The 13575-nt window shown below is 41.4% G+C and carries 10 protein-coding genes; 7 read left to right on the top strand and 3 right to left on the bottom strand.

Annotated elements, in window-relative coordinates:
• Nucleotides 1–298: 298 nt before the first annotated feature.
• From BWD42_RS06190 to BWD42_RS06165, 6 genes are all read left to right on the top strand, one after another.
• A complete protein-coding gene (locus tag BWD42_RS06190; RefSeq protein WP_077434168.1) occupies nucleotides 299–2227 on the top strand; it encodes a sensor histidine kinase in 1929 nt (642 codons plus the stop codon).
• Nucleotides 2228–2239: 12 nt separating this feature from the next.
• Nucleotides 2240–2974 carry a LytR/AlgR family response regulator transcription factor gene (locus BWD42_RS06185; protein ID WP_077434166.1) on the top strand — a complete coding sequence of 245 codons (735 nt, stop codon included), beginning with the start codon at nucleotides 2240–2242 and terminating at the stop codon, nucleotides 2972–2974.
• A gap of 143 nt (nucleotides 2975–3117) precedes the next feature.
• Nucleotides 3118–3864, top strand: coding sequence for an ImuA family protein (locus BWD42_RS06180; protein WP_077434164.1), 747 nt, complete (start codon nucleotides 3118–3120; stop codon nucleotides 3862–3864).
• Nucleotides 3861–5363: a Y-family DNA polymerase gene (locus tag BWD42_RS06175; protein WP_077434162.1), complete on the top strand. Its 1503-nt coding sequence runs from the start codon at nucleotides 3861–3863 to the stop codon at nucleotides 5361–5363. The genes BWD42_RS06180 and BWD42_RS06175 overlap by 4 nt, the downstream gene beginning before the upstream one ends.
• Entirely contained in the window at nucleotides 5363–8506 is a 3144-nt protein-coding gene (locus BWD42_RS06170) for an error-prone DNA polymerase (RefSeq protein WP_317041792.1), read from the top strand. The genes BWD42_RS06175 and BWD42_RS06170 overlap by 1 nt, the downstream gene beginning before the upstream one ends.
• Before the next feature lie 80 nt (nucleotides 8507–8586).
• Complete coding sequence (locus tag BWD42_RS06165) at nucleotides 8587–9537, top strand: hypothetical protein (protein ID WP_077434160.1); 951 nt, start codon at nucleotides 8587–8589, stop codon at nucleotides 9535–9537.
• Nucleotides 9538–9558: 21 nt separating this feature from the next.
• Here the strand turns inward: BWD42_RS06165 and BWD42_RS06160 are convergent, their stop codons facing one another.
• Nucleotides 9559–11007, bottom strand: coding sequence for an MFS transporter (locus tag BWD42_RS06160; RefSeq protein WP_077434158.1), 1449 nt, complete (start codon nucleotides 11005–11007; stop codon nucleotides 9559–9561).
• A gap of 118 nt (nucleotides 11008–11125) precedes the next feature.
• Between BWD42_RS06160 and BWD42_RS06155 the strand changes: the two genes are divergently transcribed.
• Nucleotides 11126–11470: a winged helix-turn-helix transcriptional regulator gene (locus tag BWD42_RS06155; RefSeq protein ID WP_077434156.1), complete on the top strand. Its 345-nt coding sequence runs from the start codon at nucleotides 11126–11128 to the stop codon at nucleotides 11468–11470.
• A gap of 90 nt (nucleotides 11471–11560) precedes the next feature.
• Here the strand turns inward: BWD42_RS06155 and BWD42_RS06150 are convergent, their stop codons facing one another.
• Complete coding sequence (locus tag BWD42_RS06150) at nucleotides 11561–12478, bottom strand: DMT family transporter (protein ID WP_077434154.1); 918 nt, start codon at nucleotides 12476–12478, stop codon at nucleotides 11561–11563.
• Nucleotides 12479–12509: 31 nt separating this feature from the next.
• The gene (locus BWD42_RS06145; RefSeq protein WP_077434152.1) at nucleotides 12510–13502 is read right to left on the bottom strand and encodes a 2-hydroxyacid dehydrogenase; all 993 of its coding nucleotides are present in this window, start codon (nucleotides 13500–13502) and stop codon (nucleotides 12510–12512) included.
• Nucleotides 13503–13575 lie beyond the last annotated feature (73 nt).

Below are 13575 nucleotides of genomic sequence, written 5' to 3'. Positions count from 1 at the left end.
TTGATTTAAAGATGGTGGACCTACCTGCTAAAGGATGAATCTTAGGTAGCATACTTCTGTGTATCTTTATCCATTATGAGTCTACTTAAATATCAGGAAAGTTAAATATTTTTGAACTCAGGTATATTGTTTTGTTGGGAATATTCCGATATTCGATTACTTATTGACGGAACTCTGATGAGCGTTATACCTTAACGTTTAAAATATCGTACTCATCATAGTGGCATTATTATTTTAAATTACAGAAGGACTACGTATACCTTTGGAGAAGAACAAAAGTGAATTAATAAATATTCTGATGAAATTACATAGAACTGGAGCGTTTTACTGTCTTATCGTGATTTTACTGCTCGCCCAGCTATTTTCATGTCATCAAAATAAAATTCAAGATTCGAATAGAAAGGCCAAAGTCGCGAATGATTCACTTGAGTTGAGTTATGAAAATGTGCTATTGACCTACCTTTCTACACAGGATTTCAAGAGTGCAACTGTTGTGAAGAAGAAAAGAAATGAGCTATTGAAAGATGGCTATTTTGAACATTCACCTTACAATTCAATGCTGTTGGCCTACGAGTATTTACTGGATGATAATATAGATTCCGTCGAAATTGCTTTAAAAAATCTGGAAGGACAAAAATTATCTCCAGATGCAACTGTTTTAAAAGATTATTTGGGGATCCGTGCCAACTTCAGTTTTCATGAGGTAACTAGCGGAACGATGATGGCACAGATTATTGATGCAAAAGAGTATGCTCTAGAACAGAAAAGTGTATTCACCTTTCTATTTTACAATCTATTGGCCAATGCGGAATACCGGCAGGCAAACTACCGAGAAGCTCTGAAAGATGTTGAATCCTGGTACCATTATCATCCCAATAAATCCAATGCACATGTTTCTCAAGCTTATCAGGAAATGAAATTTATGCAATACATGGCCCTGGATGATTTTGAGAAATTAAAAGGTACCTTGGATAGTTGTAAATATTATGCGAATGCAACGAAAGACTCAGCCATTATCATGCGTATGTATGACTTACAGTCGCAGTATTATTTTAGTATCGAAAACAACTCAAAAGCGTTGGAAGCCTCTAAAAAGTACTTCAATTATTTGCAGGCAACCAATACTCTGAATGCTTATGTATATGCGAATTTAGGTAAGAATTTTTTAAATAATAACCAGGTGGATTCGGCTATATTTTATTTTAATAGCGGTCTTCGGTTTATCAAAAAACATAAGATCAAACATAATAAAATATTTTATTATAACAATCTGCAGCTAGCTTATGCATTAAAAGGAGATTATGAACGGGCCTATTTTGCATTGGATTCCACTTTTCAAGATTATAAACTGAGTACAAAACGGATCGAAGCTGAGAAGATCAACGATATCAATACAAAATACCAAACGGAGAAAAAGGATCAGGCGATTACGCTATTACGGACAACAAATGCATTCAATCATAAGATATTGTTGCAACAACGCTGGATATTTGTAATCCTGTTGGCACTGGTATTCAGTATTGCATTTTTTATCTATTTCAGGAACAAACAGAAATTGCTAAAAAATATCAATCAACGTATTCTCGCAGAGAATAAGCAGCTTATTTTGGAACAAAAAACACGGCAAAATCAACTGAATCCGCATTTTATATATAATGCAATTGCCAATCTACAGGGATTGATCAGCAGTGAGCAAAAAGCAAAGGCTAATCAATATCTGCTCTTATTGTCACGTCAGATCCGTGATATTCTTGAACTGAATAGGGAAGAATATATTTCATTGGATCAGGAAATTAAATCGTTAAATAATTATATACTTTTACAGCAGATGCGTTATCAGGATGTGTTTGATTTTCAGATAGAGACTGACGATCTGGATCTGGATGATGTGATGATTCCACCCATGATCATACAACCATTTGTTGAAAATGCCATTGAGCATGCATTTAAGAATTTACCTTATATGGGACAACTGGATATTTCTTTCCGTACACATGAAAACCAATTGCATGTCAGCATCTGTGACAATGGTTGGGGGATGCAGGTACATAAGGAACAGGTTTCACACAAGACCTCCTTATCGCAGGTCATTACAAAGGAGCGCCTAGAACTTTTGTTTGCGGATGCTGAACCGGAAGCACGGATTGAAATAACACCAAACTATAGAGATGATCAGCGTGGTTATAAAGTCGAAATTTATATTCCACTTGTTTTATATTTTAACTAACAAATCAATATTATGAAAGTTTATATTCTTGAAGATGAGTATAATATATACTTGTATATAAAGTCGCTCCTGGATAGTATTCCCTATGTGCAGATTGTGGGTTATAGCCCTTCCATTGCACAGGCCGAGCGGGAGCTGTTGGCGTCGAATCCCGACCTGATCCTAGCTGATATTCAGCTGAAAGATGGTTCGAGCTTATCCTTTCTCTCTGAACTTAAATTGGATATCAATACAATTTTTATCACAGCATTCAATCAGTATGCCATTGAGGCACTTAATATCGGTGCTATTGCTTATCTGTTGAAACCTTTGGTGCCCGAGCAATTTATAGAAGCGATCGAAAAATGTTATAAAAAGAATACAGAATATCGGTTCAATAGCATGCAGCTAAATATGGCGGAGAGTTACCTGAAGGCGCCTAATAAACCTAAAAAAATAGCCCTGCGTACCTTTGAATATACGCAGATTGTGAATATTGATGATGTGCTTTATTGTCATGGAGACAAGGGATATACGACATTTTATATCAAAGATAGCAAACCGATGATGGTCTCTAAAGTACTGAAACACTTCGAAACCATGCTGCCCGAAACAGAGTTTATCCGCTGTCACCAATCTTATCTGATCAATGCAAACTATATTAAAAAATATTTTAAGGATGGTCAATTGGAGATGGCAGATGGCAAAATGATTCCTGTAGCAACGAGAAAGAAGGATGTTATTCAGCAATTTCTGAATGATTTCTAATGGAAATGTAAGTTCTTTTGGCATCGGAAACATGATGTATCCTTATTTATAAAAATGTAAAAAAACTAAAAAATATAGCAACTTTGTTTTAATACTAAAATTATTAGTATTAAATTTGCTTAAACTTTAAGACGGAGGTGGCTATGTTATTAACAGAAAAAAAAGCTTTAATTGGCCAATTGAAAAAGGACCTGTTGGTATGGCAGGGAGTACCACAAAAATCGGCTGATGTACTTCCGATGGGCCTTGGTCCATTGGAAGAGGCTTTCCCCAATGGAATTTTTCCAAGGGGAGTAATTCACGAATTTGTTAGTTTTGATCGGGTAGGAGGAGCTGTTTCCTGTGGATTTATCAGTGGACTGTTGGGTAAGCTGATGTGTAATGGTGGGATCTGTATTTGGATAAGCTGTTTTCATACCCTATTTCCCACCGCCCTGAAATCGTTTGGTGTTGTTCCTGAACATGTCATTTTCGTCCGTATGGAACGGGAAAAAGATGTTTTATGGGCGATGGAAGAGGCTTTGAAATGCGAGGGGATAACGGCTGTATTGGCGGAGATACATCATTTGGACTTTGTACAGTCGCGGCGCTTGCAGTTGGCCGTGGAGAAAAGTGCAGTGACGGGATTTATCCTACAGCATAACCCGAAGTTACTGGGTGCCACAGCCTGTGCCGCACGATGGAAAATTAGTTCGCGGCCGAGTCAATTGGAAGATGGATTGCCGGGAATTGGCTATCCAAGTTGGGATATTTCCTTGTTGAAAGTCAGGAACGGAAATCCGGGGTGCTGGCAGATGACATGGACTGCCGAGGGTTTTGAGCCTGTTACTAAAACAAGGCAAGAGCCCTCAGACTGGGCACAATCTTATCTTAACCAGGGATTGGCATGAAAAAGCGATTTGCATCCCTGTGGTTTCGCCATCTAAAAACTGATTGGATGGCTGTTGGGCATCCCCAGCTCAAGGGAATACCTTTTGTATTGGCGATTCCTAACCATGGAAAGCTGATCGTCAATGCCAGTAATCATTTGGCTGAACAGGAAGGGGTGTATCCTGGCTTGGCCATTGCGGATGTAAAAGCATTTTTACCCTCCTTAAAAGTGATCAATGAACGTCCTGGATTAACGGAAAAATTGCTCCACAGCATTGCGCATTGGTGTATCCGGTATACACCTGTTGTAGCGATAGATCCACCTGAAGGAATCATTTTGGATATCAGTGGTTGTGCCCACCTCTGGGGAGGAGAGGAATCTTATATCCGGCATATCGGCCAGAGATTTCAGCAGCATGGCTACGATGTACAGATAAGTATTGCAGATACCATCGGTGCGGCTTGGGCAATAGCCCGATTCGGTAAGGAAAACAGCATTGTAAAGGCAAATATGCAGTTTGATACCTTATTGACTTTACCTGCACAGGCACTTCGCCTGGAAACTTCTGTACTGGAAAGATTGCAAAGCCTTGGTTTAAAAACTATTGGAAGTTTTGCGACCATGCCACGTACTGCGCTTCGCAGACGTTTTGGAAATCATTTGCTTTTCCGCTTGGATCAGGCTATTGGGCATGAGGATGAATTTATTGTTTCCATAAAACCTATCCTTCCCTATGAAGAACGTTTACCCTGTATGGAACCGATCCGTACAGCTGAAGGTATTGAGCTTGCGCTGCAGCAACTTTTACAAGCAATCTGTAAACGCCTGATCGGGGAAGGTAAAGGTGTACGGGAGGCGGTATTACAATGTCACCGTGTTGACGGAAAAATCGAACAGATCAACATCGGAACTAATCGGGCGACAGCGCATGAACAGCACTTGTTTCAGTTATTTGCCTTGAAGATCGCACAGATAGAACCTGCATTGGGTATTGAATTGTTTATCTTGAAGGTACCCCAGGTTGAAGAGGTCGATCCTGTTCAGGAGAACTTATGGGGTAATCGCATAGGATTAGATAATCCCAAGGTCACTGAATTATTGGATCGTCTGAAAAGCAGAGACCCTGCCTGTGAAATTTCCCGTTTTCTGCCCGCAGCACATTATTGGCCTGAGCGGTCCATGAAAACTGCTGATTCAGTCCGGGAAGTAGCCACTGTTGACTGGCAAATTGAAAGACCCCGGCCTACACGTTTATTGCGCATACCAGAACCTATTCTGGTTACAGCACCTATTCCGGATTATCCACCACTGTTATTTCGCTACAAAGGGGAAATCTATACCATTAAAAAGGCGGATGGGCCGGAGCGTATTGAACGGGAGTGGTGGATAGAAAAAGGTGAACATCGTGATTATTATGCCGTTGAGGATGAGAAAGGCCAGCGATATTGGCTTTACCGTTCGGGGCATTACGACGACAGTTTGTCCAATCAATGGTTTTTACATGGATTTTTTGCATAATGATGGGTTATTGTGAATTACAGGTAACGAGCAATTTTAGTTTTTTGGAAGGGGCTTCCCATCCGGAAGAATTGATGGAACGTGCAGCACAATTGGGATACCGCAAAATTGCGGTTACTGACCGGAATAGTTTTGCGGGTATAGTTCGCGCCCATACTGCCGCGAAGAAGCACGGTATAACCCTTATCCCAGCTTGTCGCCTAGACTTACAGGATGGCCCGAGTTTATTGGCTTACCCAACCGATAAAGAAGCTTATGGACGGCTGTCATCCTTATTGACAGTCGGTAATCTGCGCGCTGAGAAAGGGAAATGTCAGCTGTACCGCTCGGATGTATATCAGTATAGGGAAGGAATTCGATTTATCGTTTGTCCTCCCACTCGGTTAACAGCCAAATTTGAACTGGAAGCCGATTTTATCGCTTTTGTAACGGAATATAAGCAGCAACTGGGCGTAGCCCTATATTTGGGTATCAAACGGCTATACCGTGGTGACGATGCAAAGCTCTTGTTCCGTATGCAACAATTGGGCGATAGTCTTGCTATTCCCCTTGTGGCTTTGGGTGATGTATATTATCATGTCCCCGAACGGCGGGAACTACAGGATGTTTTAACCTGCATCCGTGAGAAATGCACCATTCAAAATGCAGGATTTAAATTGTACCCCAATGCCGAACGGTATCTGAAACCTATAGCAGAGATGGAGCGCCTCTTTAGACCCTATCCTGATGCTATTGCAAGGACAATGGAAATAGCAACAGCATGCAGCTTCTCCCTGGATGACCTCAAATATGTTTATCCAGATGAACTGTCTTCGAATGGGCGTACCGCGCAGGAAGAATTGGTCTATTTGACATGGAAAGGGGCGAAAGATAGGTTTGGCGATCAAATCCCTGATGCTATCCGGGATACCATCCAGATGGAACTTGATTTTATCGAACGGAAAAATTACGCTTCTTATTTTCTGACCGTTTATGATTATGTGCGTTTTGCAAAAGAACAGGGCATCTTATGTCAAGGTCGTGGCTCGGCTGCCAATTCGACGATTTGTTATTGCCTAGGTATTACCTCAGTCAATCCTGCGGAATTCCGCTTGCTCTTCGCACGGTTTATGTCCGATGCGCGGGATGAACCACCCGACATCGATGTTGATTTTGAACACGAACGCCGCGAAGAGGTGATCCAGTACATTTATGAGAAGTATGGTCGCAACCGCGCGGCTATTGTGGCCACGGTGACACAGGTACGCGCCAAAGGGGCTGTACGTGATGTGGGGAAAGCAATGGGGCTATCCATGGATACTGTCGGCCGTCTAGCCGGCGTGGTCAGCAGCCATTGGGATGATTATATTGACCTGGAGCGCTTGATAGAGCAGGGCCTTAATCCCGACGATCCACATTTGCGTAAGGTGCTCGAACTGACCCATCAGTATATCGGTTTTCCAAGGCAGCTGGGACAACATACCGGTGGTTTTGTTATTACACAGGGCAATCTGCATGAACTCTGTCCATTGGTAAATGCCCGCATGGATAACCGGACCAATCTGGAGTGGAACAAAGATGATCTGGAAGCGCTGGGTTTCCTGAAAGTAGATGTACTGGCATTGGGAATGTTGACCTGTATCCGGAAGGCTTTTGATCTTGCCAAAAGGCATTATGGGCTGGACCTGACATTGGCCAAGATTGGAGAAGTTGAGGATCCAAAGGTATATGATATGATCTGTCATGCCGATACCCTGGGGGTATTTCAGATTGAGAGCAGGGCGCAGATGTCCATGTTGCCACGACTAAAACCGAGGGAATTTTATGATCTGGTTATTGAGGTGGCTATTGTACGTCCGGGGCCGATACAGGGGGATATGGTGCATCCATACCTGCGCCGTCGTAATAAGGAAGAGGCTGTGGACTATCCTAAGGAAGAAATTAAGGCGATTCTGGAAAAAACCTTGGGTGTTCCGCTGTTTCAGGAACAGGCCATGGAGATTGCGATTGTTGCGGCCGGATTTACACCGGCCGAGGCAGATGAACTGCGGCGTAGTATGGCGACCTTCAAAGCGAAAGGGCAGGTGTCGGTCTTCAAGCAAAAGATGATCGACGGTATGGTGAAGAAAGATTATACTGCCGAGTTTGCCGAACGGGTTTTTCGACAGCTGGAAGGGTTCGGGAGTTATGGTTTTCCGGAAAGCCATGCGGCTTCTTTTGCGCTGCTGGTCTATGTTTCATCCTGGATCAAATGCCATTACCCCGATATTTTTGCGGCATCTTTGCTCAATAGTCAGCCTATGGGATTTTATCAGCCTGCGCAGATCGTTATAGATGCGGAGCGCCATGGGGTGAAAGTTCTTCCCATAGATATCAACCATTCCCACTGGGATAATACGCTGGAAGGGGAAATGGGGCGCCCGCATGCCCTGCGCTTGGGCTTACGTCAGATCAAGGGATTTTCGGAAGAAGAAGCGCTGTTACTGACCTCGGGGCGACAACATGGATATTCGGCGATCACAAGGATGATGGAAGTTGGCTTATCCCTATCAGGACTGGAACGCCTAGCTGCGGCAGATGCTTTCCGTTCATTAGGATTCGATCGGCGGAGAGCTCTGTGGGAAATCTCAGCCTTGGGAGATCGCTCCATTGGATTATTTGCAGGAAAACCTTCTCCACAAAGCATAGAAGGGCAGATTGAGCTACCTTTGTTGCGTCCCAGTCAACATGTCGTAGCTGATTATGCAAGAACCGGGTTATCCATCAAAGCGCATCCCGTAAGTTTCCTGCGTGACAAATTAGATCTTCTGCATATCGTACCAACCGAAAAATTAAGCCTGATCAAAAATAATATGCCCGTAAAGGTATGTGGATTGATTACCGTACGGCAGCGCCCGGGTACCTCCAAAGGCGTGCTATTTGTGACCATTGAGGATGATACCGGATTTGCAAATGTAGTTATCTGGAGTAAGATATTCGAAAAATACCGAAAGGAGATTCTTCGGGCTAAATTATTTATGGTTGCCGGAAAAGTACAGGTGGAAGGAGAGGTGATCCATGTCATTGCCGAACGTTGCTTTGATATGTCCGGTTTATTAAAAAATCTGGCAGAAGAGGATGAGCCGGTGAATGATGTTTTTTATAAAGGACGGAATTTTCATTGATCTTCCATTTATTAATCTCATTTTTGAATATCATAAAGAACATAATATAACAGGAATCAACTGAAAGAAGATACAAGCAGATGAACAAAACTTTTCTCGTCAACAATGTCGAAATCGATAAAGAAATAATTATAGATTTAATTAAGCAAGACAATTACGATGATGCTATTAAACTGATCGCCAATCGCGCAAATGTAAAATTGAAAACGGCCCAAGATATTATCCAAATGTTCGAAGATGGACATATTGATCTTTTCGATGGTAAAGACCTATTTTTAGTTGATTATGACGAGGTTCCTCACAGCAATTCCACTGCTCGTCAAGAGCCTGTCCCATCTTCTTTTTTGGAAGTAGAAAAAGACAAAAGCAAAGGGGAAGGGAGTAAAAAGGGCTTAATAATAGGCTTATCTGTACTTGTGATAGGTTTTGTTTTTTTACATTATGTTGTTGGTTTTAACCATATCGGACATCATTTGTCGGAACTAGCTCAGGTATTTGGTAAAAATGATGGTGGTTCAGCGGCGTTGGATGCTGATACAGCATCACGGGGATCTTCCTTAGAGCCCGGTGTCACCCGTGTAACTGATGTGGAGGACTTTCGTCCTGTCGATACCAATCTTCTTGCCCCAGAATTTAAATCAGCAGAAATGGCAAAGATTAAAAATGCGCAATTTGACAAACTGATACCTGCCAGGAAGTCTCCCACAGATGAAGATGCACAATTGGCTTTAATCTATCTCACGAATAGACGATTGACAGATGTTATTATTGAACAAAAGCTGAATATCAAAATTGGTAAATGTTATGAAAACCCCAAGAAAGAGGGGAACGAACACTGTGTAAGCTGCATGATATTACTCTATAATCGAGAAAAAAAACACTGGCAGGAAGCTCCTGATGGGGAGAATTTCCTTGACAATGCTTATGACTTTTATCTTCCCGAAGGTGGAGATACATGGGAGGCCAAGTCTTTAAGTATGCACATCCCATATGACTACGCGTTGTTTAAAAAATACGAACCAAAATATTAATTCAATACTTCATCGGCATACTTATACTTCACGGTCATACTGCTGCTGAGCGTTAATAAAGTTCTCCTTCGGTTTCCGAATTGTCGGTAAGCAGACAATGCAAAAGGCCACCAACATAAGTAACAGCATAGATACCGTAGTCGCATAACCATAAGCAGCAGTAATATGACGCAGTTGGAAAAAACTGTCTCCATTTTGATGTAAGAACAAGCCGACAACAAACGCGATACCTAGACAGATAGATAGTTGTTGTATAGTGAGATAGATGGCGGACCCTACACCGATTAATTCCTTGTTTACATCTTTTAATGCGAGCGTCATCAGGGATGGAAGTACACTACCACAGCCAAGCCCATAAAAGAAAAAGAGCAAATAAAGCTGATGGCTTGCGACATTTACTTTATTGAAAATATGTAAATGAAGAAACAGGCCTATAACCATTATTGTCAATCCGGTGATTACAACAGCTTTGCCATGGCGCTGAATCAACCTGCTCACCATCAGGCTGGCAACAACGTAGCCTACACCCTGATAAACAAATGCAATACCTGTCATTGTTGCGGTATAACTTTTGTGATTCTGTAAATAATTGGAATTAATAATAAAATAGGCATCTTGAACCATGTAGTAGGCCAGTGCAGCGATTAGCCCGAGGTTGAAGACCTTGCTGCGAAAGAGTGAGAAATTAAAAAGTGCCTGTTGCCCCATTTGGTCAAGTTGCTTCTGTTTTTTCAGGAACAACAGTGTTAAGATGAAGGCAGTCCCTAACAATAATATACACCAGATGGGCCAATGCAATTCAGGTCCCATGATCAAGGGGTATATCATGCCTATCATGAGTATAAATAAAGTCAGCATCGGTATAAACGAGATGGTGGATTTGGGGTTTGTCTTATCGCTAGGGACATAGTGATAAGCGGCAATGCAGGCAAGGGCACCAATAGGGATATTGATGAGGAAAATAAGGCGCCAGCTTTCCTGTATCCAGGATTGATCCGGAAGCAAACCACCGAGTAGCTGGCCGATAACAGAAGCAATACCAGCAATACTGCCATATACCCCCAAGGCCATCGATCGTTTTGCCGCATCTTCAAAAAGTAAGGTAATTAATGCGATACCCTGAGGTACCATCATACCTGAACTAATTCCCTGGAGCAGCCTGCCGAGTAATAAGAAATAGATATTGGTTGCCATTCCGCATAATATCGATGCAACCGTAAAACCGGCCATACCCAGTAAGTATAATTTCTTTTTGCCAAAATAATCTCCGGCATTACCCGCATTGATCAGCAGGCTAGCATATCCAATGATATATAGAATAATAATCCATTGCGTTGCACTATTACTCAGGTCCAACGCATGTTGTATGGTCGGTAAGGAAACATTGATAATGAATAAATCAATGACGAACAAAAAGATGCCAATGGATAGGATAGAAATATGAAGCAAATCTTTAATTTGGAAGCGCATATAGAAAGTTTTTGATAATTTTATAGTCAAAAGTAGTTTGGAAATTTTTTATGATCAAGTAGTTATAAATGATGTACTTAGTATGGTTTTATGAACTAATGGTCAGTATGAGGTGATTATGGACGAAAAAAAAAGTGAGTTTTTTGGCAGTTGCTGCGATGTCAATGGTATCTTTAAGATTATAGGTGGAAAATGGAAGGTTTTACTGATCAAAGCCATTGCAAAAGAGTGCCCTAAGCGGTTTGGGGAATTGCGAAGAGAAATGGATGATATGGCGCAGACTACATTAACTGTTCAATTGCGTGAACTGGAGCGCGATGGCATCCTGTGCCGACAGATTTATGCAGAATCACCACCGCGTGTCGAATATAAACTGAGTGAAATAGGCAAGACTTTGCTTCCGATTATCGAGCAACTGGATGAATGGTGGTTAAGCTATAAGCAAGAATTAAGAGATCAGTAGCAAATCAAATGGTATCATTTGATCCCGTATGATACGTTGATTTATGCCTGTAATTCTGCTTTCATTTTTTCGATGACCTGTGTTGAAAGATCAAGGTTTTGCTTCTTCTTTTTTCGATGTTCCCAATAAGATAATAGTCAGAATAATACATGCAGTACCCATCCAGTCGGTAAAGACAAATGGGGTGTTAAGCCATAATACCGCCAGTAATGCCGCTGATAAAGGTTCTGCAGAAGCGAGCAGGCTAGTTTTTTGACCGCCAATTAACTTGACTGCTGTGAGGTATGCGTAAAAAGGAATGAGGGTTCCAAAAATAACGATAAACGATGTATAAGAATAGGTTTGCATATCCCAGACACCGGCAACATCCCAGGGAGCCCTGACAAAACAAAATGCAATTCCGCCGATGAGCATGCCCCAGCCAATGACAACTGTTGATTTATACTTATTGAGGAGATGAACAGGTTGTAAGGTATAAAAGGCTAGCGTTACTGCCGACACTAATCCAAAGAACAGCGCAATGCCAGAGATCGACAATGTTCCTATTTTACCATGGGTGACCAGCAAAAACGTCCCTAATACGGCCAGTAAAATTGCCAGGCATGTTTTGCCATTGGGAAATTTCCGCTCTTTTAACGCAATATAGATCGCGATCATAACCGGGCCAGTATATTGCATCACCGTTGCCGTAGCCGCGTTGGAATAATTGATCGCAGCAAAATAGGAATATTGAACAGCAAGTACGCCAACAATGCTAAATAAAAGCAGATCAATGGCGTCTTTACGGTTGTGCCAGATAGACCATAGATCCCTGCGGTTATTTGCTCCTGCTAAAATGAGCAGGACAGCACCCGTTACCAACATTCGAATGGTAATCAGCCATTCGACATTGAGGCCTCGTTGTTGAAAAAGAAATTGACCAAAAGTTCCGGAAACACCCCAAAGTATGGCTGCGCTAACAGCCAATAAAAAGCCTTTTAAAACTTTATTGTTCTTTGTATTATTCATGTTAAAAATTAATGATCTCTTCGGTGCGATGTTATATTAGTACTTCATTGTCTGTCGTTCCTGTGTTCAAGAGGTCAGCAATACTTTTTAATGTTCGTTGAGAAATTTGAGTGAGTGCTTCTGTTGTGAAAAAAGCCTGATGTGCGGTTACTAAAACGTTCGGAAAACTCATTAATAACTGAATGGTGTCATCTTCTATGATCGTTGTGGACAGATCTTTAAAAAACAGTTTCTCTTCCTGTTCATAGACATCAATCCCCAATAATCCTATTTTATGCTCTTTTAATGCATTAATGGCATCATTTGTATGGATAAGATTGCCTCGGCTTGTATTGATAATGGTCACACCGGCCTTCATTTTTGACAGTGACTCTTTATTGATGAGGTAATGGTTATCTACTGTAAGCGGACAATGCAAGGAGATAATATCTGATTCCTTAAATAATTGATCAAGATTGGTGTATTGGACTCCGGCATTGGCCAGATCCTGGTCAGGATATAAATCGTAGGCAATGACCTGTGCACCAAATCCTAGTGCGATACGGATAAATGCCTTTCCAATTTTTCCGGTTCCAATTACTCCAATCTTTTTTTGATGGATATTGAAGCCCAATAAACCGTTTAAGGCAAAGTTTTGTTCGCGGACACGGTTATAGGCTTTGTGGGTTTTTCTATTGAGTGTCAATAACATGGCCATCGTATGTTCAGCAACAGCTTCCGGAGAATAGGCTGGAACACGACAGACCTGAATACCAAATTCTTTTGCAGCTTCTAGATCAACGTTGTTGAAACCCGCACATCGCAAAGCAATCAGCTTTATACCTTTATGTGCAAGAACTTCGATTACCTGCCGGTTTAATTTATCATTTACAAAAACGCAGACAACTTTCTCATTGTCAATTGCATTGACAATATGAGGGCCAAGATGGGTTTCATAAAAATTGAATTGAAAACCATAATGTTCATTTTCCCGTTCAAAAAAGACTTTATCGTAAGGTTTTGTCGAAAAGAAAGCTATTTTCATAAAATTATTTTTCCTATGTAAATATACAGTATTAATTTTTTATGCGCTTTAAATTTTATCGAATAAACTACGC

This window comes from Sphingobacterium sp. CZ-UAM, from assembly GCF_002000245.1.
Classification (GTDB): domain Bacteria; phylum Bacteroidota; class Bacteroidia; order Sphingobacteriales; family Sphingobacteriaceae; genus Sphingobacterium.
This window is presented reverse-complemented; position numbering and strand designations above follow the sequence as displayed.

Excerpts from the sequence above, each read along its gene's own strand:
- BWD42_RS06165 (WP_077434160.1), top strand. The coding sequence starts at position 8,587 with ATGAACAAAACTTTTCTCGTCAACAATGTCGAAATCGATAAAGAAATA.
- BWD42_RS06185 (WP_077434166.1), top strand. The coding sequence starts at position 2,240 with ATGAAAGTTTATATTCTTGAAGATGAGTATAATATATACTTGTATATA.
- BWD42_RS06175 (WP_077434162.1), top strand. The coding sequence starts at position 3,861 with ATGAAAAAGCGATTTGCATCCCTGTGGTTTCGCCATCTAAAAACTGAT.
- BWD42_RS06150 (WP_077434154.1), bottom strand. The coding sequence starts at position 12,478 with ATGAATAATACAAAGAACAATAAAGTTTTAAAAGGCTTTTTATTGGCT.
- BWD42_RS06155 (WP_077434156.1), top strand. The coding sequence starts at position 11,126 with ATGGACGAAAAAAAAAGTGAGTTTTTTGGCAGTTGCTGCGATGTCAAT.
- BWD42_RS06180 (WP_077434164.1), top strand. The coding sequence starts at position 3,118 with ATGTTATTAACAGAAAAAAAAGCTTTAATTGGCCAATTGAAAAAGGAC.
- BWD42_RS06170 (WP_317041792.1), top strand. The coding sequence starts at position 5,363 with ATGATGGGTTATTGTGAATTACAGGTAACGAGCAATTTTAGTTTTTTG.
- BWD42_RS06160 (WP_077434158.1), bottom strand. The coding sequence starts at position 11,007 with ATGCGCTTCCAAATTAAAGATTTGCTTCATATTTCTATCCTATCCATT.
- BWD42_RS06145 (WP_077434152.1), bottom strand. The coding sequence starts at position 13,502 with ATGAAAATAGCTTTCTTTTCGACAAAACCTTACGATAAAGTCTTTTTT.
- BWD42_RS06190 (WP_077434168.1), top strand. The coding sequence starts at position 299 with ATGAAATTACATAGAACTGGAGCGTTTTACTGTCTTATCGTGATTTTA.